The following is a 24,567-nucleotide window of genomic DNA, read 5'->3' on the forward strand; positions in this document are numbered from 1 at the left end:
TATAATATGTCAAAGAATTTAAGTTATTATTTTTTATGCATACCTCCATTGTTCTATTTAAATATTTTTGGATATGATAATATTGGCTCTATATTATCATTGGTTGGTTTGACCATAGCAATTATTTTTTATTTTCCTTTTAATTTAAGCCTTAACCAAAAAAAAATAACATTATTATTTTTTATTTTTATTTTTATTTTTTATTTATTTTCTAATAATATACTACTTAACCCTCAATTAAATGCATTTTCTGGCACTTACTGGTGGATTTATCTTTTTATATCAATATTGATATTCTCTCCTCCACCAAAAAGGCTACTAGAAAAATTATCACACTGTACGATTATTACTAGTATTTTTATTTTGCTTTTGGATTGTTATTATCGTTTCTTTATTAATACAATAGAAAAAAACGATGTAGGAAGATATGCTTATAAATTCGGATTAATTGATATGGATTCAAACTTTTCTGGTATTTATGCATCCTTGATTTTTTTTTATTGCTTATTTTTGCGTAAAGTTTGCTATAAATATACTCTAATTTATATGATAGTACTGTATATGCTCGTATTATCTTCTTTATCATTAGCAGCTATATCTATTACAACTATCTTATTTATCTATTTCCGTTTATCTAAAAAGATTAAAATATATTTATTACCTATCGGAATATTTTGCATGATATTATCATCATCATTCATTATTCACATGATAGAAATGGATGGTAGTGGTTCTACTAAAATCAATTTTATTAAACGTGGATTTGAAATGTTGATATCTCGTGATATTTTTACAACATTATTTGGAACAGGCCTTTTTAGTGTTAAGTTAAATGGATATGACCCGCATATTGTTATATTGCAATTGCTATTGCAGTTAGGATTAATTGGGTTTATATTATATTATCTGATTCAGTTCATTCTCATAATTAATTACAAACGTATTCTTATATATGTGGTACTTCCTTTTTTTCTTATTGGCCTTTCTGTTGCCTCAATTTCTAGTCCTATATTCACTACTATTATTATTTTGTTATACTATCAATCTTTTTATATTCAGAATGATGACTCTAAATTCCATGTTCCTTATAGAGAACTAATTAATAATTAATGGCTTATATTTTATGAAGATAATTGCTTTTTTAGGTGAGAAGTATTTTCACTATAATAACGAATATTTTGCAAATCCAACATCAGCAGCTTTCTTACAAAAAATGCTAGGTGATGAAAATATATATGTAATTTCACCGTCTATTGGTGTCTCTGAAAAACCTATAACTTTCAGTTCTAAAGTCAGAGAGGATAAATTTACGACATCTCCTTATTATACTTCGACTCTATTTCATTATGGCATAGCTATTCTTGCACTACTTTTTATTTTCTCAAGGAAATTAAACTATCACTATTTAATTATTAATAAAGCAAAAGGATTCTTATTATTAATATCATCGATTATGCTAATAAATTTAGTAGTATTAAATATAGAAAGTATAATTTAATTTACCCGATTTAAATATTATATTGGCTCAGACTCCTATCTTGGAAATAAATCATGGTCTTCAATTCTATTTACATTCGTCTTTTTGGCATTATTACTTTATGGAATAAAAGTAAATGTTAGTTATAGAATACCTATAGTCAAATTATCTATTATCATTCTTGTTTTTTGTTTATCTACACCTTCAATTGCAGTCTTATCTGGACGAGCTTTACTTGTCTTCTTAGCTATTTCTCCCATATTGATATATGAATTATTTAGAATATCAAAATTGAATTTATATACTGCTCTACTGCTAATCGTATACATTATAACGAACATATCCTTTTATATTAAAAATGACTATTACTTTTATTAAATGAAACTATTACACTTATACCATAAAACATATAATGCCGGTGATGGTATTACTAATGTTGTATCTAATTTATCTAAATATCAGAATAAAATACCACATATAGAAAGTCTCCACCTTGCTTTTTCCTCTGATGATAAGTTAAAGCAAAAAGCTGAATTTAAAACAATTTCTTTTTTTAAATTACTCTTTCAGATAAAGTCTTACTCTCCAGATTTTATCTATGTGCATGGTATTTTTAAAATAAAATCACCTATTTTAATTACATCACTGAAACTGATGGGATTCAAAATAATACTTGTCCCTCATTGTTCTTTAATGAAAAGAACTATACTTCATAAAAAAATAAAGAAGTCAATTTACCTTTCTATATTTAAAAAAATATCATTTCAACATGTTAACTTCATACAATACTTAAATGAAGAAGAAAAAAATGATTCTATTTTTATTTCTAATAAAATAAAAACATATATTTTACCTAATGGAGTGGGTGTGAATACTCCCATAAAGCAAAAAAACTTTAAAAAAATAAAACCTTTCTATTTAGGTAGGTGTGATATTTACCACAAAGGATTGGATCTATTAATAAACAGTCTTAACATTTTTTATAAAAAAACACAAAGTAATATTTTATTTAATATCTACGGTGCTGATAAAAAACAAACTATTGAATTAACAAATCTAAAACCCAATAAAAACATTATAATTAGGCCACCTATATTTGGACTTAAAAAAGAAGAAGTTTTAGAAAGTAATAATATATTTATTATGACCTCTCGTTACGAAGGCCTACCAGTATCAGTATTAGAAGCACTAGCGTATGGAAACATTTGCTTACTAACTGAAGGAACTAATATGGCGAAAATTGTAAAAAAATATAACTGTGGCTTTGTTATAAAAAATATCAACGACATTTATTATACTTTAAACAAAATAAAAAATATGCCTGAGAACGAATTAATAGAAATGTCAACTAATGCAAAAAATTTAGTAAATGAAAGTTATAATTGGCAGTCAATTGCTAATTTATCTATAAAAAAAATAATTAGTTAATTTATATTCTATACTATTGAGGTAACTACTTTCAACGAAATTAAAACAACTATAGCATAATGCGACCCTAATTCTAAATGAAGTAAAAATTTAATATTTTTTATGAAAAAGATTAGTGTGTATTAACCTTTCCGGTATAAAAAATAGCTGGCAGATGGAGCTATTATAATGGTTTCGCCAAAAATAAAAAATGCCTCCAAATACTGAGCAATGACGGCTCGGTATGAAAAATGAGCCAAAAAATCAAAAAAGACTATAATGGCCTGCATGTTCTAGTTATAGAATATACTATGTCAAACTCAGAGTATTAAAATAGATATTACTATGCTTCGTTTAGTTATAAATTTAGAATCTATCCCAAAAGGAGTTGTCAGATAATACATAATGATAATTTATGACGGCAAAGCATGGTGGGCAACAAGTGGCAAATCAGTGATGAACTGTGGGAGAAAATGGCTCCTCTCATCCCGGAGCATAGAACTCAACACCCGCTGGGTACGCACCGCAAGCGGGTTGATAATCGCTCTGCAATGAACGCCATTTTCTTCGTACTCAGGACCAGTTGCCAGTGGAATGCGCTAAATGCCACCGGTATATGCTCGTCAAGCTCTGCTCATCGCCGATTTCAGGAATGGCGGGATGCTGGCGTATTTGAACGCTTCTGGCAAAACGGGTTGCTTGCTTGCGAACAGTTGGACGCTATTGACTGGTCGTGGCTGTCGATGGATGGTTGTATGACCAAATCACCGCTGGCAGGCTCAAAAAAACAGGCAGGAACCCAACAGACCGGGGAAAACGGGGCGTAAAGCGCAGTCTGATGACTGACGGGAACGGGCTTCCTCTTGCGCTGGTTGTCGCTGGAGCAAATACGCACGACATAAAGCTGGTTGCGGATACGCTCGATGCCCTCCAGACGGGCAGACCGGGCAAGAGGCTCCGGTTGTGCATGGACAAAGGGTATGAAGCGGAATGGTTGGGAGCGTATCTGAACAACAAGGGCTATGAGCCTCATATCCAGTCACGGAAGGATGAATCAGAAGCCATCAAACACACGGATTTTAAGGCTCACCGCTGGGTTGTAGAGAGAACACACAGTTGGATGAATCGCTACCGTCGTATCCTGACTTGTTGGGAGAAGAAGGTCTAGAATTATGAGGCGATGCTGCATTTTGCCTGTGGTATCATTGTCTGGAATAAAACTCTATTGGGATAGGTTCTTACTGGTCTATTTGTGATATGAAACGTTTTTTGAACGAGAAAAATATTTTTCATCAATATGAAAAAAACATTAATAATGCATATCTCGTTCACTATGTATACAGAATAGCAAAACTATCTATGATGCATGGTCAAAATATTAACTATCTAGATAAATATAAAAAATCTGAATAAAAATATTTTTACTTTTAAAAACACACCATTACCTTTAAAAAAATTGGGAGCTCCTTGTTCTTATTAAAAGTAAACACATTATTGTTTTTACTCACTCGTTAAACTAAAAGCATAGCTTTAAAGGAGAGTATAAAAATTGAACTATATACTTCTTTAGAGCCTATCTCAATAGGGATTAATTATCGCATAAAAAATATATTATCACTGTAACCAAAACCTTATACAGCCTGACTTTTAAACATCGATATGGCTGGGTAAGGTGATGAATTTACCTCCTATTGAAATAGGCTCTTAATATACAAATAGGTAAACCAATGAAAACTGCAGTTTTAATCCAAACACACAAAAACTCAAAATATCTTTGCATATTAGCAAAGAAAAATCCTACGATTAGGTTCTATATACATGTTGATAAAAAAAGCCCATTAATTTATGAAGAAATCAAATCACAAAATATACCGAATATTACCTTATTAGAAGATCGAATTGATGTATATTGGGGGGGGTATAGTCAAGTCGCTGCTACTTTAAAACTATTAACAACTGCACTATTAGAACCTAATAATAAATATTTTCATTTTTTGAGTAGTGAGTGCTACCCACTAAAAAGATTTAATGAAATTGAGGAAGAATGGAATATAACACCTCAAAATAACTATATTGAAAGTCATCTTAATAAGAGCAATGATTGGAGGTTAAAAGTTTTAATTCCTCATGTTGATACTCATTTTTTTCGTTCTTTTCTAGGTAGAGTTTTAAATAAACTAATAAAATTATCATCATTTATAGTTCACAATTCTAAAATACCAAAAGATAATTTTTATTTTGGTTCGTCCTGGTTTTCAATAAATAGAGATTTAGCACAATCTATTATAGACATAAACAATTCAACCACATTCTTCCATGACTTCAAAAAAATAACTTGCAGTGATGAACATGCATTTCAAATTTTAGTTAGAAAATTTAATATTCAAGGCATCACTGATGATAATAAAAGATTTGTTATTTTTAAAGGAAAAGCGAATCCAGAATATCTTACCATCCAACAAATAAAGGAGGTGCAAGAAAAAAATAATTACTGGTTCATTAGGAAAGTAGATGAGAAAACGAGTTTATCTCTATTAGATAACAAATAATTATCTAAGTATTATAATGTAAAATTGTTAATTCACTGATGGTAAAAATGCTAAAATTTTCAGTTCTTTTATCCGTATATAAAAATGAAAAACCTCAATATCTAGGACAGGCACTTAGAACCTATCCCAAAAGGAATTGTTAGATAATACATAATGATAATTTATGAGGGCAAAGCATGGTGGGTAACAAGTGGCAAATCAGTGATGAACTCTGGGAGAAAATGGCTCCTCTCATCCCGGAGCATAGAACTCAACACCCGCTGGGTACGCTCCGCAATCGGGTTGATAATCGCGCTGCAATGAACGCCATTTTCTTCGTACTCAGGACGGGTTGCCAGTGGAATGCGCTAAATGCCACCGGAATGCGCTAAATGCCACCGGTATATGCTCGTCAAGCTCTGCTCATCGCCGATTTCAGGAATGGCGGGATGCTGGAGTATTTGAACGCTTCTGGCAAAACGGGTTGCTTGCTTGCGAACAGTTGGATGCTATTGACTGGTCGTGGCTGTCGATGGATGGTTGTATGACCAAATCACCGCTGGCAGGCTCAAAAAAACAGGCAGGAACCCAACAGACCGGGGAAAACGGGGCGTAAAGCGCAGTCTGATGACTGACGGGAACGGACTTCCTCTTGCGCTGGTTGTCGCTGGAGCAAATACGCACGACATAAAGCTGGTTGCGGATACGCTCGATGCCCTCCAGACGGGCAGACCGGGCAAGAGGCTCCGGTTGTGCATGGACAAAGGGTATGAAGCGGAATGGTTGGGAGCGTATCTGAAAAGTCGTCGCTATGAACCTCATATCCAGTCACGGAAGGATGAATCAGAAGCCATCAAAAACACGGATTTTAAGGCCCATCGCTGGGTTGTAGAGAGAACACACAGTTGGATGAATCGCTACCGTCGTGTCCTGACTCGTTGGGAGAAGAAGGTCGAGAATTATGAGGCGATGCTGCATTTTGTCTGTGGTATCATTGTCTGGAATAAAATCCTATTGGGATAGGTTCTTATACATGGAAGATTATAATTTGTGGATTAGGATTATTGCCGCTGGCCACAAAGTTGCTAACTTACAAGATTGCTTAGTTAAAGTAAGAGGCGGTGATTCAATGGTAAAAAGGCGCAAAGGCATAGCTTATATAAAAAGTGAATTTCAACTAGCTAAATTGAAGATTGAGAAAAAAAATTGATTCACCCGTCAATGCATATACTAATTTCATCATGCGTAGTATCCCTAGGTTATTACCGACCTCAATACTTTCAACGCTTTACAAAAAATTAAGAAAATAAAGGTTTATTATGTTAACAATCATCGGTGGCTCTGGTTTTATCGGTACTCGCCTATCTAACCAACTAAAATCCCAAAACATTGATTTTAAAATCGTCGACATTCAAAAAAGTGAAGCTCACCCTGAAAAGTGGGAGTTTGGGGATGTGACTAAACCTGAAACACTTGTTGAGCCATTAAAAGGAAGTGATGTAATCATTAACCTTTCCGCCCAACATAAAGATAACGTTCATCCTATTAGCCTATACTACGAAGTAAACGTGGATGGAGCGAAAAATGTCTGTGATGTCGCTGAACAACTTGGTATTAAACATATCGTATTTACCTCTTCCGTTGCTGTTTATGGCTTTGTAGAAAAAGAGACTGGTGAAGATGGTGAATATCATCCATTTAATGATTATGGAAAATCAAAATTACAAGCCGAACATGTGTATGATGCTTGGCAAACTAAATCAAGTGACAATATACTAGTTACTATTCGTCCAACGGTGGTATTTGTCGAGAATAATCGTGGAAATGTTTATAATCTATTCCGTCAAATTGCTTCCGGTCGTTTTTTAATGATTGGTGGTGGTAATAACCAAAAATCGATGGCATATGTTGAAAACGTTGCAGCATTTATCCATTTCGCTACTACCTTCACTGAAGGTAAACACGTTTTTAACTATATTGATAAGCCAGATTTTACGATGGATGAACTAACTACCGTCATTTGTAATGCTTTAGGTAAGTCCAAATCTAATATTCGTATTCCTTATCCTATCGGTATTATGGGCGGGTATTGTTTCGATATCTTATCTAAACTGACAGGTAAAGAATTTTCAGTAAGCAGTATTCGAGTGAAAAAATTTTGTGCTAGAACACAGTTTAAGTCAAACTATATTGCTGACACCTCTTTCACACCGCCAGTCACACTGGAGAAAGGGATTGCTAATACTGTTCAGTATGAATTTAAATAAATAAAATATTTTTAATCATCTTGCCAAAGGGATCGCGAGTGTTTATGAAACGTCTTTCTGTTATTGCAATCATGCTCACAGCATTAACTGGCTGTACTGTTACCCCTGGTGTCTATATGTCTACCTCGGGAAAAAATGTCGTCGACACTGGCGATCGTGATATTTCTAAATTTGTCGATATCTACCCGATCTCGCCAAAACTATTAGATGAGATGTATACCCCACAAGTTATTGCAAAACCCAACCCAACCCTAGAGAAGCAACTGGCAACCTATGAGTACCGTGTTGGTGTGGGTGATGTATTAACCATTACGGTATGGGATCACCCTGAGTTAACCATTCCTGCCGGCTCTTACCGTAGCGCTGCGGACTCCGGTAACTGGGTGCATTCCGATGGTACTATCTACTATCCGTATATCGGTAAAGTGAAAGTCATAGGCAAAACGGTCACTGAAATCCGTAATCTAGTGAGTAACCGTCTATCGACTTATATCGAATCACCACAAGTGGATGTCAGTATTGCCGCCTTCCGCTCACAGAAAATGTATGTTTCAGGTGAAGTGGCTAAACCCGGTACATTACCGATTACTAACGTGCCGCTAACAGTTTTAGAGGCTTTTAATAATGCAGGCGGCCTGACTGAAAAAGCCGATTGGGACAATGTCGTACTCACCCGAAATGGCAAAGAGATAAAAATCTCACTGCAAGCATTAGTTCAGTATGGCGACCTAACCCAAAACCATCTGATGCTACCGGGTGATGTACTATATGTACCACGTAATGACGGGCAAAAAGTGTTTGTGATGGGCGAAGTGGGTCAGCCAAACACCCTAACCATTGACCGTGCTGGCATGAGTATTACTGAGGCACTGAGTAAAGCAGGCGGTACAGATCAAAATACCGCTAATGCAACTGGCGTATTTGTCATCCGTCCAATTAAAAACCAAACCTCAGGGGATAAAGAGCTGGATGCCCTACTGCCGAAAAAAATGGCGGCGGTCTATCAGTTAGATTTATCCGATGCCACTGCCATGGTGATGGGAACGGAATTTAAACTGCAACCTTATGACTTAGTTTATGTTACTGCCGCTCCAGTTGTACGTTGGAACCGCCTAATCACCCAATTGCTACCAACCATCGCGTCATATAATCAGTTAACCGAAGGGACTAAACGTATTCATGACTGGTAATCCATATGTTTAATAATATTCTCGTTGTCTGTATGGGGAATATTTGCCGCTCCCCCACGGGGGAGCGCCTATTACAAACCCATTTCCCCGATAAAAAAGTGCACTCCGCAGGCATTATCGCCAAAGAGGATCGCCCCGCTTATGATAGCGCCATCCGTATTGCACAAAACCACAATCTCTCTTTAGATGGTCATCAATCACGTCGTTTAACCAGTGAATTATGTAAAGAAGCAGACTTAATCCTAGTGATGGAAAACGACCATATTGATAGAATCCATCAACAATTCCCCGAGACGCGTGGCAAAGTCATGCTGTTCGGCCAGTGGCTAAATAAAACCGAGATCCCAGATCCGCATAAACGCAGTGATGAAATGTTCGAGCATGTTTATCAACTGATGGAAAAAGCCGTTATACAGTGGCAAGGGAAAATTTAATTTTACTATTTGAAGGCTTAACGTTAATTGATTATGAACACGACAAAAACCAGCTCCGCTGCCTCTGACGAAATCGATCTGCTGGCGCTCTTTAAGATACTCAAATCCAGCTACCTTAAAATCGGCTTTTTTACCCTCTTTTTTATTGTTATTGGTGCCGCTTATAGTTTTCTAGCGACACCAATCTATCAAGCCAATGCGACACTGCAATACGATAAAATGAGCCAAGTTTCATTGTTAGATCAAATGAGCGATGTGATGCCATTTGCTAATAGTAATAGCCAAGCCGATTCCGAAATCGAGGTCATTAAGTCTCGGATGGTGCTCGGTAAAACGGTTGCAGACCTTAATTTAGATACCCACACCGCACCGGCTGGTTTTTTCGATAGGCTTTGGGGAGACAAAGCTTCTATCGCTATTTCCCTCTATTCTTTACCTGAACATCTTATTGGTGAACCCGCTATTGTGACCTATTTAGGCGAAAACCGTTATGCTCTTCATATTGATAACCAAACCTTTGAAGGCAAAGTGGGCGAACTCCTAAAACAAGATGAAATCAGCTTGCTGGTATCCTCAATCAATGCTGAAGTCGGACAAGAATTTACCTTATCTAAAGATGCCCGTTATTCGACCATTGAAAACCTACGTAATACCTTAACGATTGCAGAAGTCGGTAAAGGCACGGGGATTATTAATCTTGCTATTAAAGGTGCCGATAAAGCGAAAAATGTGCAAATTCTGAATAGTATTATTCAAAATTATGTGGCTCAAAATACCGAGCGCAAAAAAGAGGTTACCAACAATACTCTACTATTCCTAGATGAATACTTACCGAAAGTAAAAACTAAATTGGACAACTATGAAAACCAATTAAATGCTTTCCGTAAAAAGAATGAATCTATCGACCTGTCCTTAGAGGCTAAATCAGCTCTTGATAGCGCCTTGCAAGTCGAAGAAAAACTCAATGAATTAACCTTTAAAGAGGTAGAGATCCAGCAGCTCTATACCCGTAACCACCCTGCTTACCAATCATTGTTGGATAAGCGTCAGCAACTGTTACGTGAAAAAGAGAAAATCAGTAAAAATATCCAAAAACTTCCCAATACCCAGCAACAGATAGTACGTTTAACCCGTGATGTAGAGTCCGAGCAAGCTATCTATAATCAGCTAGTGGCCAAACAGCAAGAGCTGAGCGTATTAAACTCCGGGATCACCGCCGATGTGCGTATTATTGACTCGGCAGAATCCCAACCTAATGCCGTGGCACCGAAAAAAGCGCTCATAATGGTTCTGGCGACGATCCTCGGTTTTATTGTGGGTTGCGCTTATGTGATCGCCCGTGAGTTCTTTAATAATAAGATTAAAGGTACTGAAGATATCGATGCATTAGGTGTTAACGTCTATGCCACTATTCCATTCTCTACTCATGAGAAAAAATTAATTGCAGCGGGGAATAAGCGCCCACTTGCATTGGAAAACCCAGCCGATACGGCAGTAGAAGCCATCCGTTCCCTGCGTACCAGCGTTTACTTCTCGGTGATGAACCAAGGGAATAACTTGGTGATGATCAGTAGTGCGTCACCGGGCGTAGGTAAAAGCTTTGTTACCTCTAATATGGCGGTTGTATTAGCTAATGCGGGTAAAAAAGTCCTCTTAATTGATACCGACTTACGTAAAGGCCGTATTCATAAAGCCTTTGGTTTAAGCAATAAAGCGGGGTTATCCGAATATTTGGCTCAGCAGGACATTACGCAACCGACCATCCACCGTGGTGTGATTGAAAACCTAGATGTGATCTGCCGTGGTAAAAATGTCACTCACTCTTCTGAGTTACTGATGGGAGAACGTTTTAAACACCTGCTCGACACGGTGAAAGGGCAATATGATATCGTGGTTATCGATACCGCCCCAATCTTAGCAATCACTGACTCCGCGATTATCGGTAAGTACGTCGGCACCTCACTGCTTATTGCCTACTATGGTGTCAATACGGTGAAAGATATTGAGCTATCGCTAAAACGCTTTAAACAAAACGATATCGAAATCACAGGCGTGATCCTCAATGGTATCGATGCGAAATCAGACGACTATAACTATGTCTATGAGTACTAGTCGTACAGGAATTTAAAATGAATCATACAAAGGTCTTAGTCACAGGCGGTCTTGGCTACATTGGTAGCCATACCTGTGTGCAGATGATTGAACAAGGCATGCAGCCAATTATTTTAGATAATTTATGTAATGCCAACCCAGAAGTACTCAACCGCATTGAAACCATCACAGGTAAAAAACCTGTCTTCTATGCCGGTGATGTACGTGATAACGCTATTCTGGATACGATTTTTGCTGAGCACCAAATCACATCGGTGATCCACTTTGCTGGGTTAAAAGCGGTTGGTGAATCCGTTCAAAAACCGATTGAGTATTATGATAATAACGTCAATGGCACGTTAGTATTACTTGCCAGTATGCAAAAAGCGGGCGTCAAAAGCTTAATTTTTAGCTCATCGGCTACTGTGTATGGTGATCCAGAAGAAGTACCATTAACCGAAGACTCTAAAGTCGGTGGTACTACCAACCCATATGGCACCAGTAAATATATGGTTGAGCGTATTCTTGCTGATCTATATATTGCACATAACGATTGGTCGGTTACTTTACTACGCTACTTTAATCCCGTTGGCGCACACCAATCAGGTTTAATTGGTGAAGACCCACAGGGTATTCCAAATAACCTAACACCTTATATCGCTCAAGTAGCAGTTGGTCGTCATAAAGAAGTCATGGTATTTGGCTCTGATTACCCAACTCCAGATGGTACTGGCGTACGTGATTATATCCATGTTATGGATTTAGCTAGCGGTCATATTGCAGCATTAAATAATGTCAGCCATCAAGCAGGCCTACATATCTATAACCTAGGTACGGGTAAAGGAACGAGTGTATTAGAGATGATTGCTGCTTTTGAAAAAGCATCAGGTAAACCTATCCCGTATAAAATTGTTGAGCGCCGCCCTGGCGATATCGCTGAATGTTGGTCTAGCCCTAAAAAGGCCTTTAATGATTTAGGATGGAAAGCACAATATTCAGTACAAGATATGGTTAATGACAGCTGGCGTTGGCAATCGCAAAACCCCAACGGCTATAAATAGTTTTATTTGACTTAGGTTAAGATGTGAATATTGATATAGATTCTTTTGCTCTATATATTGGTGTTAAGGCAGAATATTTAGCCATGTTATATAGAACAACGTGTGAATTAGAAGGATTATCGTTACCGAAAAGAAATAGGCATGGTAAGGTAAAAATGAGTGAGGTTTTGGTTTTTAAACAACACTTTGAAGATAAAACAAAGAATATCAATGAAAATAAAACGTTAACTTAAACGATGGCTACAGCTCAAAGAGCTGATGGATAAAATATGCAAATTATTACTTTAAGAGTCTATCCCAAAAAGATTTGTTGTATAATGAACTAAGATAATTTCTAAGAATAATGGGCAGCAGGTAGTAAGTGATAAATATTAGCTATGAACGCTGGAATAACATGGCTTCGCTTATCCTAGAATATAAAATCCACCATTCTCTTGTAGCATATCACAGACGCATAGATAATATGACTGTAATGAATAGTATTTTTATTTGCTCAGAACTGGTTAGCAGTGGAGTATTCTAAATGCAACAGGTATCTGTTCATACAGTATTGCTTATCGTCGTTTTCAGGCTTGGCATGATGCTTACGTTTATGAATTCTTCTAGCTGAATGGGTTACTGGCTTGCGATAGATGGCTGAATGACTAAATCGATACATGCAAGTTCCAAAAAAATGGGAAGAAGTCTCATTAACTGGGAAAATCAAGGCGTAAAACATAATTTAATCACATAGAGATATTTCATCAGTGTTTAAAAAAAATATCATTAAAAATAAATAGAAAATTAAAAAATATAGTCAGTAATAAGTTTATTAGAAATGTTATAATTATAGCAAGTGGCACAGCTGGTGCTCAAATAATAAGTATGCTGTTTTCACCAATTATAACTCGCTTATATGGCCCTGAAGTATTTGGTATATTAGGAACATTTACAGCTGTTTTAACAGTATTAGCGCCAATAGCAGCCCTTACTTATCCCATTGCTATTGTGTTGCCTAAATCAGACGCAAATGCTAAAGGTATTGCTATTCTTAGTATTAGATTGGCAATCTTAGTATCGGTATTAATAGCATTGATCTTGTTAATAGAAAATGATTGGATAGCTAACATTTTAAGACTTGGGATTATAAAAGAATTTTTACTTTTTATTCCGATGGTGATGTTTTTTTCAGCATATCAAGAAACACTTACTCAATGGTGCATTAGGAAAAAACAATTTAAACTCACAGCTCGTGTAACAATTATACAGGCAATTATACTTAGAACCTATCCCAAAAGGAATTGTCAGATAATACATAATGATAATTTATGACGGCAAAGCGGTCATGTATTCAATCCGGTGATTAACCTGTAATATAGGGTAATTTATCGGAGAATATTCATGGCTAAAGTCGATGTAAGGTGCCCATTTTGTCAACAAACGCCCCCAGTGAAAAAACATGGATTAGGTAGCACTGGTCATCAACGTTATCGTTGCCAAGATTGCTGACGAAGCTTCCAACTCGATTATAAATATCGTGCTTGCCAACCCGGAACTAAAGATAAAATTATCGACCTCACGATGAATAATGCCGGTATTCGTGATACTGCTAGGGCCCTTCATATCAGCATTAATGCGGTTGTTCGCACTTTAAAAAACTCTCGCCACGGAATGTAACAACACTGCCCCTAGATAACCTACAAATTCAACTCATTTGTGAGGTCGATGAGATGTGGTCATTTATCGGTAACAAAAAACGTCAGCGTTGGTTGTGGTATGCATGGGAGCCTCGCTTAAAGCGGTTTGACTATCATGTTGTTGTCCTATCCCCCCGTATGATAAACATGCTCTGCTATCAGCACTTTGAGCCGATGAAAATAGTATGCGGCAGTGTTCCTGTGGACACCAACCAGCTCTGCGGCAATACGGGCTGTAGAGCCTGCAATAAACAGCTCAAGTAACCGTTCCTGTTTGTACTGACTGAGTCTGCTTTTTCTCATGAAACTATCCTAGACGATCTTAGTTATCTAGGACAGCCCCAAATGAATTTATTTATTAAAATGACGCCTAAAACTCCATGTTGTATAATGGAAGATATCTATTTTTAATTGTTATAATCTATGAGTAACACGATGACCTTACGTACTGATAATATCGCTGTCATTATGAGTATTTATAAAAATGATAAGTTGGAATATATCAAAGATGCCATCAACAGTATTTGTCAGCAAGAAAATATCATCCCTCTTATACTTATATATGTTGATGGTATCATCCCAAAACAAGAATTTGAATACCTAGAATGTTTACACAAACAGCATATTATTGAATTAATACATTCCGAATATAATAGAGGGTTATCATTTGCACTTAATGCACTAATTGATAAAGTTCTTATGTATCCTCATATAGAGTATATCGCCCGCATGGATAGTGATGATATTTCATTACCACGACGTCTAGAAAAGCAAAAGCAGTTCATGGATATCCATACTGAAATTGATATTCTAGGTACAGCTTGTGAGGAATTTGGAACATCTTATGCTCTTGTTGAAAAAAAATTACCTTCTCAGCATTCAGAATTAGAAGATTTCAGTATAACTAGATGTCCATTTATTCATCCCTCCGTCATGTTTAGAAGACGTGTATTTGAAAAAGGAAACCGGTATCCAACTCACACTTGCTTTACAGAAGATATGGCTTTTTGGTTAGAACTACTTTATAAAAACTATAAATTCCATAATTTACCTGATGTTTTACTACGATATAGACTGGAAGAAAATACGATGACTCGTCGAGCTGGACTTTCAAAGGCTAAAAGCGAAGTATCCTTAAGATTAGGCTATATGTTTTTGCTGAATAAGTTTAGCTTAAAAAATATGCTGTTAATATACAGTCGCTATTGTTTTCATTTGTTACCCCCTAAGCTAATGAGCTTAGCTTATAAATATTTAAGATAATTTTGCAAAAGGATTCTTAGAACCTATCCCAAAAGGAATTGTCAGATAATACATAATGATAATTTATGAGGGCAAAGCATGGTGGGGAACAAGTGGCAAATCAGTGATGAACTCTGGGAGAAAATGGCTCCACTGATTCCGGAGCATAAAACTCAACACCCGCTGGGTACGCACTGCAAGCGGGTTGATAATCGCGCTGCAATGAACGCCATTTTCTTCGTACTCAGGACGGGTTGCCAGTGGAATGCGCTAAATGCCACCGGTATATGCTCGTCAAGCTCTGCTCATCGCCGATTTCAGGAGTGGCGGGATGCTGGCGTATTTGAACGCTTCTGGCAAAACGGGTTGCTTGCTTGCGATAGATAATTTCGGCAACTACATTTGTTTTAACAAGGAAAATGATACGGTCGTCTTTCTGGATTTTGAGACAGGAGAAACAGAGCTGATCGACAATACGTTTTCTGATTTCTTGCTCAAAATCAATAGGTAATATAAAAGAAACTTAAAGCGAGAATATTAGTAGAAATAAAGGGCCAAACTGGTCACTTAATTGGCTTATTAAAGCGACCAGTTTGCAATATTTTTCTACTTCTTATAGGAGCAATCAGTTATTCCCCGAAATTTCTTCCGTCGCCTCCTGACGCAGTTTCTGGGCATCCATTCCGTTTAGCCGTTCAATGGCTCTGTCTGCGGCACTTTGACGGTTTCCATCCACGTTTAGCGTACTTCCTGAGCCAGTGACGGTACTTCGGGTAGGTTGCCCGTGATCGACAAAATAGGTATCCATTCATCCAGATTGACTTGGCTCCAATCTACCTGATTTAACTGACTCGCGGTCAAACCTTCACAGTTTGGTGACTTCACACTGCCCCAACCAAGACCCAATTGCGGACGCACTTGAATGATCCGTGAAAGTGGCGAAGTAAAGCAGCAATATGACTGCCGTTTTTCAACACAGGCACCTAAGAACTTAGACTTGCGGTTAGAGCCTACATAATGGCAACTCTTCAATACCCGCTTAGCGTTCATTTCAAACTCACTCAGCTCACATTTCCAGATAAGTTGAATGAGGATCATGGTGACTGAATAAATCATGTAGGCCGTCAGATAAGTATCCATTTAATAGTTTGAATTAAATAAAAAAAGAATACCATAATATCCATCTTTACGGATATCCGTAAAGATGGCTTAAAATAGAGTTTAGTTTGATTAATGTTCTAGCTTATGGATGTCATTGGGGTACCACGACATTCTTTATTTCCCGCCTTAAGGGATGAAAGCGGTTTGACTCTCATGTTGTTGTCCTATCTATCCCCCCGTATGATAAACATATCCTCCACTGTGAAAAATCCCCCCTTGTTCAAGGCAAACATCTCGTCCATAGCGTTCATAGTCAAAGTAATGGGATAAATGCCCCAGTTGTGCTAAATCATAACAACCACTTTCTTCTATCCAGTAATAACCTAAATCATATTCATTATTGACCCCCGCTAATTGCTGGAAAGAATCTAAATTATCCGCTAAATGAATTAAATCATGAATTGAACTCGTTGAAGAACAGATTTCAATGGCTGCCTGATAAAGGTCAATTTCATCAGGCGATAACATGGCTAATCGCGAGGCTAACTCGTTCAACTCATCTAAAAGGCTATATTCTGAAATGTAAGAAGAAAGGCCATCAATTGAAGATTCATAGTCGGTCAAGAAATACTCTTCATAGTGAATATCATCAATGCCAATCCGCATTAAACACTGTTCGATCTCTTTTGAGGTTGCTGGAAGCTCAAGCCACTCACCGACCAGTTCACCTTCGTTATATTTACCTAAATTCGTAATAAAAACAGAAATCATCCCCGATTTTAGGTATGGGGAAGCCGTCGCAGTTATACGCATATTCATGTCCTATTATTGATGTATTGTGATTTAATTAATGTCGATATTTTGATAAAGGGATCTATTTCCCTTTAGAAGCTGATGTTGATATAAAATCCCCATCAGCTGAAAATAGATAATCTGCTTTAAAGCGTGATTAATGACGGTTTAGAGCAAGATAATGAGTTGCCTTACAATCCCGATAACATGTTATGCTTTCTATCATGATCTCAATTTGCGTGGGTTAAAACGAAAAAAGCCCCTGTCCAATAAACTAGGGGCAGTTCAGACTCACAGACTCCTAAGAGATGAAACCCCATCAGGGGTTTCCGTTAATTTATCGCTATCAATCAAACGTGTATTCACACTCGATACATTCATAACGATCAAATACCACGCCATCTAAAGCTGAACCACTCACAGCCCCAGCAGTAGCTCCAGCGACTAAACGTCCAAATAGAGCGCCTACCGCAGCACCAGCAATCGTCCCTACAACAGGAATAGCAGAGCCGATAGACGCTCCAGCTAGTGCGCCTGATACGCCACCAGCAACAGCTCCGGTCTTTTTCCCGATATGACGTTCACGAATACGGGTTGAATCGCAGGCCGGGCAACGAATGTAATTTTCCATGATAATTTCCTTTTAGGTTGATTTAAAAGCAAAAAAGCCCCTGTCCGTGAGGACAGAGGCTTATGAGATAATGGTTAATTATTGAATGAGACGTATTACTGTTAGATGAATTATACCTTAAATGGGTTATTCACTTTGGCATAGTCAAATGGTGAGATAGCTTGTTCTCTATTGGCATCGAGGAAATCAGCCCACCATTGCACCATTAATCGACGTTCATCAATATGTTCTGCCTTATGAATATAAGCAGCCCTCACTGAGTTACGTTCTTGGTGGCTCATTTGTCTTTCTACTGCATCCTTCGACCATAAACCTGATTCAACTAATGAACTACACGCCATCGTTCTAAAACCGTGCCCACAAATTTCAGTCTTCGTATCATAGCCCATCACACGTAAGGCTTTATTGACTGTATTTTCGCTCATAGGCTTAAAGGGATTATGAGCGCCCGTTAGGATCAATTCATGTTCACCCGTCCATGCCCAAATTTCTTTCAGTATAGTGATGGCTTGGTGGCTAAGGGGAACTAAATGCGGAGTGCGCATTTTAGCGCCTCTATGAGAGAATTTAACGCCGGGTATAGGCTTTCGCTGAGCAGGAATCGTCCATAAGGCTTTATCGAAGTCAATTTCAGACCAACGCGCATAGCGAAGTTCGCTTGACCTAATAAACACTAATAAATTTAACATCACAGCTAGGCGAGTGACGGGTTGCCCTTTATAAGCATCGATACGGGCAATGAGTTCAGGTAGACGGTCAAGGTTAAGAGCTGGACGATGTTGGCGTTGTACCGTCGTTACAGCCCCTGCGGTATCAATGGCAGGGTTATAACCAATAATACCGGATTGCACCGCATAACGCATGACAGCAGCGATACGTTGCTGTAAACGCGCAGCTATCTCATAAATCTCTTTACTTTCTGCTGCACGGATAGGAATAAGCAGGTCAGGGGTTTTGAGGGTAGTGATATCGCGTAATCCAATATAAGGAAAGACATGCGACTCCAAACTCTTTAAAACCTTTTCACTGTGTGATTCAGACCATTTTTTATTGCTGGCATGCCATTGTCTTGCGATGGTTTCAAAAGAGAGATTTGCATCAGAAGCTGCTTTAGCCACACGTTTTTGTTCGCACGGGTCAATACCGTCAGCAATCAACTTTCTTGCTTCATCACGTTTTAAACGCGCCTCTGATAAAGAGACATCAGGGTATAAACCCAATGCTAAGGTTTTCTCTTTACCTAAGTGGCGATAGCGTAATCGCCAGTACTTAGAACCATTAGTGTGAACCAATAAGTGCAGACCTGCACCATCGGTTAATTTATAGGATTTCACATCGGGTTTCGCCGCCCGAATTTTAGCGTCAGTCAGTGCCATAGTGAGCTTCCTGAAAGATAAAATGGGTACAAAATTCTATCGAACTAGTGTATACCCGCAATTGTACCCGCACAATGGGGTTGATGTGGGTAGAATCGAGTAGAATTCAGTGGAGTTGAAACTTTGGGAGAGTGTTGATTTTAGCGGGCTTTACAAACAAAAACAGACGTCGGTTGACGTCTGTTGATAATAAGGTGGTGCCCGGACTCGGAATCGAACCAAGGACACGGGGATTTTCAATCCCCTGCTCTACCGACTGAGCTATCCGGGCAACGGAGCGTATTAAACCTGATTTCATTGGTTGAGTCAAGGCGCTTTCAATAAACTTTTGACTGTATGCGCTTTTTTTCAACATGTTAGCTAGTTTTTAATCGAAAACACATAAAATTATTAAGGTTAATGACTAATGCCAGCCTTAAATCAGATTTTGGCTGGCATTCACTATTGGAAAATTTTAACGTAGATAATTTTTCTGTGCTTTGTTCACTTTAATCAGGTAATTACGTGACTCAGCTGCAGGGTGCTTAGTGGACAAGGTTTCATACACTTCACCCGGTTCTAAATTATTAATACGCTGCGCGGCTTGCTTTTTATCGCTGTGGAACACCCGCAGAACGCTGCCTGCGCCGCCATTATATGCGGTAATAACAGCATAACGGCGTGAGGTTTGATTACGAATATCGCCTAAGTAGCTGTTTTGCAATATGGCTAAGTAAGCCGTACCCGTATCAATATTTTTTTCTGGGTCAAACAAATAGCTACGGCTAGGAACACCGGATTTCCCTTGTGAGCGGAAAACATCTTTGCCGGCGGTATTTGGCATAATTTGCATTAAACCAAGCGCATCAGAGCGGCTAACTGCATAAGGGTTGAAACTCGACTCAATTTGCATAATCGCGAGGATTAATGACTCATCAACACCATATTTGGCCGCAGATTTCTTAATATAAGGTAAATATTTATGAGCCCGTTTATCTAAATGGTTTGGTACTAATTGCATAGTCACGGACCAAACAATATTCATACCAGACTGTCTGCGCTGCATTTTATTTTCAATCAGATAATCAGCAAACTTTGTGGCTCTCCATTCCCAACGAATCGCTTCTCCTGTGTTATCGAGCACTTGGCCAAATAAAAAGGGTTCTTTGCTGTGAGGAATATCATTGATATCAGAATAGAGGTCAATGGAATTGGGGTCGTCCCCCATTAATAAGGTGGTGACAATAGCTTTCTTTAAGTGCTGTGAAGGCTCTACCGCTGAAATAGTCTCAACCGTAATGGTCCCTGCATCAAAATTAATATGGCTACGAGTTCGGTATTCATCGGTATATTTTACGTAGTCTTTTGGACCCGCAATTAATACTTCTTTAATGCCCCAAATATTTTCAATATTGTGGGCAAATTGACCCATTAATATATCGAACCCATTGGTATCTTTGACATAATCAGGGTTAAAGTCAGATTTTTGCTTGCTAGAACAAGAAATAATTAGAGGGATCAACAAACTCAGCGCAAATAGTTTTTTCATACGATTCACAGTCTTGGGGCAAAAGTCTACCTACTAAGTAGGTAGACAAACAGATTATTTTTCAGGTGTATAGCCATCAATATGGATATCGTGGCCTTCAAACAAGAACTTAATCATTTCTTGTTCTAACATTTTACGGTCATCAGGGTTCATCGTATTAAGTTTCTTTTCATTAATGAGCATGGTTTGCTTTGCCATCCACTGGCTCCACGCCTCTTTTGAAATCTCGTTAAAAATACGTTTTCCTAACTCACCTGGGTAAAGCTGAAAATCTTGCCCATCTGCATCACGTTGTAAAAATGTACAAAAAATGGTTCTACTCATTAATTTTTCCTCAAATATCAGGTAGTAAGGCGAGCTGTTTTAGTAAACTTTCAACTGGGGCAGCAAGGCCGATAGTTGCGCCTAAGTGTAAGTTATACCAGAGTCCTTTGCCTTCATCCATGGCAGAATTAAATGCCTGAATCTTAACTTTTACAGGGATAATATCTAAATGAAAATGGCTAAATGTGTGACGGAAAGAAATTAATTGCTCTAATTGAGTATACTCAAAGCCAGATTCGTTCAGCCAATCATTGAGTTGCTCTAAAGAATCAAACTGTGGAAAGGCAAATAATCCCCCCCAAATACCGGATGGTGGGCGTTGTTCTAACCACACATCATCGTCGTGCTGAATAATTAGAAACCAAGCACTCTTTTCAGGGATTTTCTGTTTTGGTTTTTTACCTGGGTAGTTTTGCCATGAATGATTAGCATAGGCCATACAGCCAAAATTAAGCGGGCATAGTTCGCATTTTGGTTTACTGCGAGTGCAGATCATTGCGCCTAAATCCATCATCGCTTGGTTAAAAAATTCAACTCCCACTTGTGGGGTGACATCAGTGCTGATTTCCCACAAACGGTTTTCGACTTCTTTTTTACCCGGCCAGCCATCAACCGCATAAGCTCGAGCTAATACGCGTTTAACATTACCATCGAGGATAGGGTAATGCTGTTTTTGCGATAATGATAAAATTGCCCCAGCAGTGGACCGGCCAACCCCGGGCAGCGCTAAAACCTCATCAAATGTAGTGGGAAATGAGCCACCATATTGAGTCGCGATCACTTGAGCGGTTTTATGGAGATTTCTAGCCCGGGCGTAATAGCCGAGCCCTGTCCATAAGTGCAAAACTTCATCAAGAGGAGCGTTGGCAAGGGCGGTCACATCCTCAAAGCGAGAGATAAACTTCTCAAAATAAGGGATTACAGTACTCACTTGGGTTTGTTGCAGCATAACTTCTGATAACCAAACATGGTAGGACGATTTTTCCTGTTGCCATGGCAACGTCTTACGACCATATTTGTGATACCAGTTAAGTACTGCAGATGAAAATTGTTGAGCTTCCATTAATAATTTTATTTTTTATTGATATTTCCAGTCATGGTAGGAATTGCAACATAGACGAAGGGGGCTGTAAACCGCTATTGTGTTGTTTAGTGTAAAGTTAGCGAATTATCAACTGCATCCTTGTGGAAGTTTTGCTAAACTCCGATATCCATCATGCCTCAAGGGTAAAGTTAATCACTACAACTTGGGCATTTAGGGCTGTAAATTGATAGGTTTGGTAACCAATCACCTTATAAACTTGATTGTTGGCACATTAACTTAATTGGGCACTCATTTTAGAACCTTTATTATGATCAATAATGTTATCTCCCCCGAATATAATGAAGATGGGCGGGTTATGCGCCGAGTCCGTAGTTTTGTCCGCCGTCAAGGGCGTCTGACAAAACGTCAGGAAGACGCATTAGAAAAAGAATGGGCAGAAAAAGGCATCGATTTTATCAATGAACCTTTTGATTTTGCCAAAGTATTCAATAACTCAAATCCAGTTACCTTGGAAATTGGGTTTGGGATGGGCGCCTCATTGGTGACCATGGCATCTCAGAATGCAGATAAAAACTTTTTAGGTATTGAAGTTCATGCTCCCGGTGTTGGCGCATGTTTAGCATCAGCAAAAGAAGAAAACGTCACCAATTTACGTGTGATGTGCCATGATGCAATAGAAGTTTTAGACTGCATGATCCCAAACGGCAGCCTTGCGATGGTTCAGTTATTTTTCCCTGACCCATGGCATAAAGCGAAACATAATAAGCGCCGTATTGTGCAAGTTCCGTTTGCAGAAAAAATTCGTAGCAAACTAGCTATCGGCGGTGTTTTCCATATGGCAACAGATTGGCAGCCTTATGCAGAGCATATGCTTGAAGTGATGACGAGTGTCGAAGGGTATAAAAACTTATCACCATCAGGTGATTACGTTCCTCGTCCAGAAACAAGACCAGAAACAAAATTTGAAAAGCGCGGCCAGCGGTTAGGGCACGGTGTATGGGATTTAATGTTTGAGAGGATCAAATAATGGCTAAACAACCACGTAGTCGTCGTTTACGTAAAAAATTACGCTTGGATGAGTTCCAAGAGTTAGGCTTTACTGTTAAGTGGAGCTTTAAAGAAGGTACGCCGATTGAGGAAGTTGACAGCACCGTTGACCAACTGATTGCAGAAGCGATTGAACCGAATGGTTTGGCGTTTGAAGCAAGTGGCTATATGAACTGGGAAGGGATCGTTTGCTTACAAAAAATTGGCAAATGTACCGAAGAGCACCGTCAACTTGTTGAAAATTGGCTAAAATCAAAAGGCATGAATGACGTCGTCGTTTCTGAGCTGTTTGATGTTTGGTGGGAAGAATAATTTTATTGAGTCAATCTCAATAAATAAACTGAGCTTTCAGTCGCTTGAAGAGGCATCCAAAAATTGGGTGCCTTTATTTTCTGTTGAAAATACTATCTGGAGTCAACGTTTTGAGCGCCATGTTTTCTAACCAGCTACTCAACGATATCCTAGACCAAGTTCGCCCACTGATTGGGCAAGGTTGTGTTGCAAATTATATTCCTGCTTTAGGTTGCGTACCTTCCCACCATTTAGGCATTGCGGTATCCACGATTGACGGTGATATTTTCACCGCAGGGGACGCATATCAACGTTTTTCAATTCAATCTATTTCAAAAGTATTAAGCCTCACGCTTGCAATGACACGTTATGAGGAAGAGGAAATTTGGAGCCGCGTAGGTAAAGAACCCTCAGGGCTACCCTTTAATTCGTTAATTCAAATTGAAATGGAAAAGGGGATACCTCGAAACCCGTTTATCAATGCGGGAGCCATTGTTATTGCTGATATGTTGCAATCACGCCTAAGCGCACCTAAACAGCGCATGCTAGAGTTTGTCCGAAAGTTGTCCTGCGAACCGGATATCATTTATGACACGGTTGTCGCTCGTTCAGAATTGGAACACGCCAGTCGTAATGCAGCTATTGCTTATCTTATGAAATCTTTTGGGAATTTTGAAAATGATGTTTTAACGGTTCTCGAAACTTATTTTCATTATTGCTCTCTAAGTATGAACTGTGTTGAATTAGCGAGGTGTTTTTCCTATTTAACATCGCAAGGGATGTCATCTTGCTCCATTGACCCCATTATCACGCCACTACAATCAAGGCAAATCAATGCATTAATGATGACTTGTGGTATGTATGACGGTTCTGGTGAGTTTGCATTTCGGATAGGAATGCCCGGCAAGTCTGGTGTTGGTGGCGGTATTGTTTGTGTGGTTCCAAACCAATTTACCGTAGCGGTTTGGTCACCTGAGCTAGACTCGGCGGGGAACTCTTTAGTCGGTTGTGCGGCTTTAGAGTTATTATCGAAACGAATTGGGCGTTCTGTTTTTTAAT

24 protein-coding genes, 1 tRNA gene and 6 pseudogenes are annotated in these 24,567 nt (G+C 38.4%); 21 read left to right on the plus strand and 10 right to left on the minus strand.

Annotated elements, in window-relative coordinates:
* Nucleotides 1–6: 6 nt before the first annotated feature.
* Entirely contained in the window at nucleotides 7–1,110 is a 1,104-nt protein-coding gene (locus M1F17_RS04325; RefSeq protein ID WP_318837253.1) for a hypothetical protein, read from the plus strand.
* A gap of 13 nt (nucleotides 1,111–1,123) precedes the next feature.
* Complete coding sequence (locus M1F17_RS04330) at nucleotides 1,124–1,498, plus strand: hypothetical protein (protein WP_181468810.1); 375 nt, start codon at nucleotides 1,124–1,126, stop codon at nucleotides 1,496–1,498.
* Nucleotides 1,499–1,620: 122 nt separating this feature from the next.
* On the opposite strand, the gene M1F17_RS04335 is transcribed toward M1F17_RS04330, so the two are convergent.
* Nucleotides 1,621–1,806, minus strand: a complete 186-nt coding sequence (locus tag M1F17_RS04335) for a hypothetical protein (RefSeq protein ID WP_181468811.1) — start codon at nucleotides 1,804–1,806, stop codon at nucleotides 1,621–1,623.
* 49 nt (nucleotides 1,807–1,855) lie between these two features.
* Here M1F17_RS04335 and M1F17_RS04340 point away from each other — a divergent pair, with 49 nt between their 5' ends.
* The 13 genes and pseudogenes from M1F17_RS04340 to M1F17_RS04405 all read left to right on the plus strand — a co-directional run.
* Nucleotides 1,856–2,905: a glycosyltransferase family 4 protein gene (locus M1F17_RS04340; RefSeq protein ID WP_211838789.1), complete on the plus strand. Its 1,050-nt coding sequence runs from the start codon at nucleotides 1,856–1,858 to the stop codon at nucleotides 2,903–2,905.
* 407 nt (nucleotides 2,906–3,312) lie between these two features.
* Nucleotides 3,313–4,118: pseudogene (locus M1F17_RS04345) on the plus strand (IS5 family transposase).
* A 493-nt stretch (nucleotides 4,119–4,611) separates the two neighbouring features.
* Complete coding sequence (locus M1F17_RS04350) at nucleotides 4,612–5,433, plus strand: beta-1,6-N-acetylglucosaminyltransferase (RefSeq protein ID WP_318837254.1); 822 nt, start codon at nucleotides 4,612–4,614, stop codon at nucleotides 5,431–5,433.
* 176 nt (nucleotides 5,434–5,609) lie between these two features.
* Nucleotides 5,610–6,435 (plus strand): annotated as a pseudogene (locus M1F17_RS04355) (IS5 family transposase).
* Nucleotides 6,436–6,445: 10 nt separating this feature from the next.
* A complete protein-coding gene (locus tag M1F17_RS04360) occupies nucleotides 6,446–6,622 on the plus strand; it encodes a hypothetical protein (protein ID WP_318837255.1) in 177 nt (58 codons plus the stop codon).
* Nucleotides 6,623–6,731: 109 nt separating this feature from the next.
* A complete protein-coding gene (locus M1F17_RS04365; protein WP_318837256.1) occupies nucleotides 6,732–7,679 on the plus strand; it encodes an NAD-dependent epimerase/dehydratase family protein in 948 nt (315 codons plus the stop codon).
* A 44-nt stretch (nucleotides 7,680–7,723) separates the two neighbouring features.
* The gene (locus M1F17_RS04370; RefSeq protein ID WP_193450906.1) at nucleotides 7,724–8,869 is read left to right on the plus strand and encodes a polysaccharide export protein; all 1,146 of its coding nucleotides are present in this window, start codon (nucleotides 7,724–7,726) and stop codon (nucleotides 8,867–8,869) included.
* A gap of 5 nt (nucleotides 8,870–8,874) precedes the next feature.
* Nucleotides 8,875–9,303: a protein-tyrosine-phosphatase gene (locus M1F17_RS04375; protein ID WP_014657219.1), complete on the plus strand. Its 429-nt coding sequence runs from the start codon at nucleotides 8,875–8,877 to the stop codon at nucleotides 9,301–9,303.
* A gap of 33 nt (nucleotides 9,304–9,336) precedes the next feature.
* Entirely contained in the window at nucleotides 9,337–11,415 is a 2,079-nt protein-coding gene (locus tag M1F17_RS04380; protein ID WP_318837257.1) for a polysaccharide biosynthesis tyrosine autokinase, read from the plus strand.
* Between the two features lie 17 nt (nucleotides 11,416–11,432).
* Nucleotides 11,433–12,455, plus strand: a complete 1,023-nt coding sequence (gene galE, locus M1F17_RS04385; RefSeq protein ID WP_181468816.1) for a UDP-glucose 4-epimerase GalE — start codon at nucleotides 11,433–11,435, stop codon at nucleotides 12,453–12,455.
* A gap of 23 nt (nucleotides 12,456–12,478) precedes the next feature.
* Nucleotides 12,479–12,688 (plus strand): hypothetical protein, encoded by a 210-nt coding sequence (locus M1F17_RS04390; protein WP_318837258.1) that lies wholly within the window; start codon nucleotides 12,479–12,481, stop codon nucleotides 12,686–12,688.
* Nucleotides 12,689–13,319: 631 nt separating this feature from the next.
* Nucleotides 13,320–13,766 carry a lipopolysaccharide biosynthesis protein gene (locus M1F17_RS04400; RefSeq protein ID WP_318837259.1) on the plus strand — a complete coding sequence of 149 codons (447 nt, stop codon included), beginning with the start codon at nucleotides 13,320–13,322 and terminating at the stop codon, nucleotides 13,764–13,766.
* 69 nt (nucleotides 13,767–13,835) lie between these two features.
* Nucleotides 13,836–14,248: pseudogene (locus M1F17_RS04405) on the plus strand (IS1 family transposase); the annotation flags it as partial.
* Between the two features lie 21 nt (nucleotides 14,249–14,269).
* Here M1F17_RS04405 and M1F17_RS04410 read toward each other — a convergent pair.
* Nucleotides 14,270–14,434: pseudogene (locus M1F17_RS04410) on the minus strand (IS1595 family transposase); the annotation flags it as partial.
* A 132-nt stretch (nucleotides 14,435–14,566) separates the two neighbouring features.
* Here M1F17_RS04410 and M1F17_RS04415 point away from each other — a divergent pair.
* The 3 genes and pseudogenes from M1F17_RS04415 to M1F17_RS04425 all read left to right on the plus strand — a co-directional run bounded on the left by M1F17_RS04415 (nucleotide 14,567) and on the right by M1F17_RS04425 (nucleotide 15,884).
* Complete coding sequence (locus M1F17_RS04415) at nucleotides 14,567–15,394, plus strand: glycosyltransferase (protein WP_318837260.1); 828 nt, start codon at nucleotides 14,567–14,569, stop codon at nucleotides 15,392–15,394.
* 78 nt (nucleotides 15,395–15,472) lie between these two features.
* Nucleotides 15,473–15,757 (plus strand): annotated as a pseudogene (locus M1F17_RS04420) (transposase); the annotation flags it as partial.
* The gene (locus tag M1F17_RS04425; RefSeq protein ID WP_163762181.1) at nucleotides 15,705–15,884 is read left to right on the plus strand and encodes an SMI1/KNR4 family protein; all 180 of its coding nucleotides are present in this window, start codon (nucleotides 15,705–15,707) and stop codon (nucleotides 15,882–15,884) included. The pseudogene M1F17_RS04420 and the gene M1F17_RS04425, both read left to right, overlap by 53 nt.
* Nucleotides 15,885–15,998: 114 nt before the next feature.
* On the opposite strand, the pseudogene traN reads toward M1F17_RS04425, so the two are convergent.
* The 8 genes and pseudogenes from traN to mutY form a co-directional block, all read right to left on the minus strand.
* A pseudogene (traN, locus tag M1F17_RS04430) lies at nucleotides 15,999–16,513 on the minus strand (conjugal transfer protein TraN); the annotation flags it as partial.
* A 189-nt stretch (nucleotides 16,514–16,702) separates the two neighbouring features.
* On the minus strand, nucleotides 16,703–17,287 hold the full coding sequence (locus tag M1F17_RS04435; protein WP_318837261.1) for an antirestriction protein ArdA: 585 nt from the start codon (nucleotides 17,285–17,287) through the stop codon (nucleotides 16,703–16,705).
* Nucleotides 17,288–17,612: 325 nt separating this feature from the next.
* Entirely contained in the window at nucleotides 17,613–17,897 is a 285-nt protein-coding gene (locus M1F17_RS04440; RefSeq protein ID WP_004917096.1) for a membrane protein, read from the minus strand.
* 110 nt (nucleotides 17,898–18,007) lie between these two features.
* Entirely contained in the window at nucleotides 18,008–19,273 is a 1,266-nt protein-coding gene (locus tag M1F17_RS04445) for a tyrosine-type recombinase/integrase (RefSeq protein ID WP_318837262.1), read from the minus strand.
* A 195-nt stretch (nucleotides 19,274–19,468) separates the two neighbouring features.
* Nucleotides 19,469–19,544 (minus strand) — tRNA-Phe (locus tag M1F17_RS04450).
* 183 nt (nucleotides 19,545–19,727) lie between these two features.
* Nucleotides 19,728–20,801, minus strand: coding sequence for a membrane-bound lytic murein transglycosylase MltC (gene mltC, locus M1F17_RS04455; protein WP_004264664.1), 1,074 nt, complete (start codon nucleotides 20,799–20,801; stop codon nucleotides 19,728–19,730).
* A 54-nt stretch (nucleotides 20,802–20,855) separates the two neighbouring features.
* Complete coding sequence (locus tag M1F17_RS04460; RefSeq protein WP_042848738.1) at nucleotides 20,856–21,125, minus strand: oxidative damage protection protein; 270 nt, start codon at nucleotides 21,123–21,125, stop codon at nucleotides 20,856–20,858.
* 10 nt (nucleotides 21,126–21,135) lie between these two features.
* Entirely contained in the window at nucleotides 21,136–22,188 is a 1,053-nt protein-coding gene (gene mutY, locus M1F17_RS04465) for an A/G-specific adenine glycosylase (RefSeq protein ID WP_112307878.1), read from the minus strand.
* Nucleotides 22,189–22,477: 289 nt separating this feature from the next.
* On the opposite strand from mutY, the gene trmB reads away from it, so the two are divergent.
* The 3 genes from trmB (at nucleotide 22,478) to glsB (ending at nucleotide 24,566) form a co-directional block, all read left to right on the plus strand.
* Entirely contained in the window at nucleotides 22,478–23,197 is a 720-nt protein-coding gene (trmB, locus tag M1F17_RS04470; RefSeq protein ID WP_004264669.1) for a tRNA (guanosine(46)-N7)-methyltransferase TrmB, read from the plus strand.
* The gene (locus M1F17_RS04475) at nucleotides 23,197–23,529 is read left to right on the plus strand and encodes a YggL family protein (RefSeq protein ID WP_318837263.1); all 333 of its coding nucleotides are present in this window, start codon (nucleotides 23,197–23,199) and stop codon (nucleotides 23,527–23,529) included. Before trmB ends, M1F17_RS04475 begins: the two co-directional genes overlap by 1 nt.
* A 110-nt stretch (nucleotides 23,530–23,639) precedes the next feature.
* Nucleotides 23,640–24,566 (plus strand): glutaminase B, encoded by a 927-nt coding sequence (gene glsB / locus M1F17_RS04480; RefSeq protein ID WP_318837264.1) that lies wholly within the window; start codon nucleotides 23,640–23,642, stop codon nucleotides 24,564–24,566.
* Nucleotide 24,567 lies beyond the last annotated feature (1 nt).

The sequence above is a fragment of the Providencia sp. PROV073 genome (assembly GCF_033688125.1).
Classification (GTDB): domain Bacteria; phylum Pseudomonadota; class Gammaproteobacteria; order Enterobacterales; family Enterobacteriaceae; genus Providencia; species Providencia hangzhouensis.

Coding starts and splice junctions, on each gene's coding strand:
- M1F17_RS04325 (WP_318837253.1), top strand. CDS start 7: ATGTCAAAGAATTTAAGTTATTATTTTTTATGCATACCTCCATTGTTC.
- M1F17_RS04330 (WP_181468810.1), top strand. CDS start 1,124: ATGAAGATAATTGCTTTTTTAGGTGAGAAGTATTTTCACTATAATAAC.
- M1F17_RS04335 (WP_181468811.1), bottom strand. CDS start 1,806: ATGTATACGATTAGCAGTAGAGCAGTATATAAATTCAATTTTGATATT.
- M1F17_RS04340 (WP_211838789.1), top strand. CDS start 1,856: ATGAAACTATTACACTTATACCATAAAACATATAATGCCGGTGATGGT.
- M1F17_RS04350 (WP_318837254.1), top strand. CDS start 4,612: ATGAAAACTGCAGTTTTAATCCAAACACACAAAAACTCAAAATATCTT.
- M1F17_RS04360 (WP_318837255.1), top strand. CDS start 6,446: ATGGAAGATTATAATTTGTGGATTAGGATTATTGCCGCTGGCCACAAA.
- M1F17_RS04365 (WP_318837256.1), top strand. CDS start 6,732: ATGTTAACAATCATCGGTGGCTCTGGTTTTATCGGTACTCGCCTATCT.
- M1F17_RS04370 (WP_193450906.1), top strand. CDS start 7,724: ATGAAACGTCTTTCTGTTATTGCAATCATGCTCACAGCATTAACTGGC.
- M1F17_RS04375 (WP_014657219.1), top strand. CDS start 8,875: ATGTTTAATAATATTCTCGTTGTCTGTATGGGGAATATTTGCCGCTCC.
- M1F17_RS04380 (WP_318837257.1), top strand. CDS start 9,337: ATGAACACGACAAAAACCAGCTCCGCTGCCTCTGACGAAATCGATCTG.
- galE (WP_181468816.1), top strand. CDS start 11,433: ATGAATCATACAAAGGTCTTAGTCACAGGCGGTCTTGGCTACATTGGT.
- M1F17_RS04400 (WP_318837259.1), top strand. CDS start 13,320: ATGCTGTTTTCACCAATTATAACTCGCTTATATGGCCCTGAAGTATTT.
- M1F17_RS04415 (WP_318837260.1), top strand. CDS start 14,567: ATGACCTTACGTACTGATAATATCGCTGTCATTATGAGTATTTATAAA.
- M1F17_RS04425 (WP_163762181.1), top strand. CDS start 15,705: ATGCTGGCGTATTTGAACGCTTCTGGCAAAACGGGTTGCTTGCTTGCG.
- M1F17_RS04435 (WP_318837261.1), bottom strand. CDS start 17,287: ATGCGTATAACTGCGACGGCTTCCCCATACCTAAAATCGGGGATGATT.
- M1F17_RS04440 (WP_004917096.1), bottom strand. CDS start 17,897: ATGGAAAATTACATTCGTTGCCCGGCCTGCGATTCAACCCGTATTCGT.
- M1F17_RS04445 (WP_318837262.1), bottom strand. CDS start 19,273: ATGGCACTGACTGACGCTAAAATTCGGGCGGCGAAACCCGATGTGAAA.
- mltC (WP_004264664.1), bottom strand. CDS start 20,801: ATGAAAAAACTATTTGCGCTGAGTTTGTTGATCCCTCTAATTATTTCT.
- M1F17_RS04460 (WP_042848738.1), bottom strand. CDS start 21,125: ATGAGTAGAACCATTTTTTGTACATTTTTACAACGTGATGCAGATGGG.
- mutY (WP_112307878.1), bottom strand. CDS start 22,188: ATGGAAGCTCAACAATTTTCATCTGCAGTACTTAACTGGTATCACAAA.
- trmB (WP_004264669.1), top strand. CDS start 22,478: ATGATCAATAATGTTATCTCCCCCGAATATAATGAAGATGGGCGGGTT.
- M1F17_RS04475 (WP_318837263.1), top strand. CDS start 23,197: ATGGCTAAACAACCACGTAGTCGTCGTTTACGTAAAAAATTACGCTTG.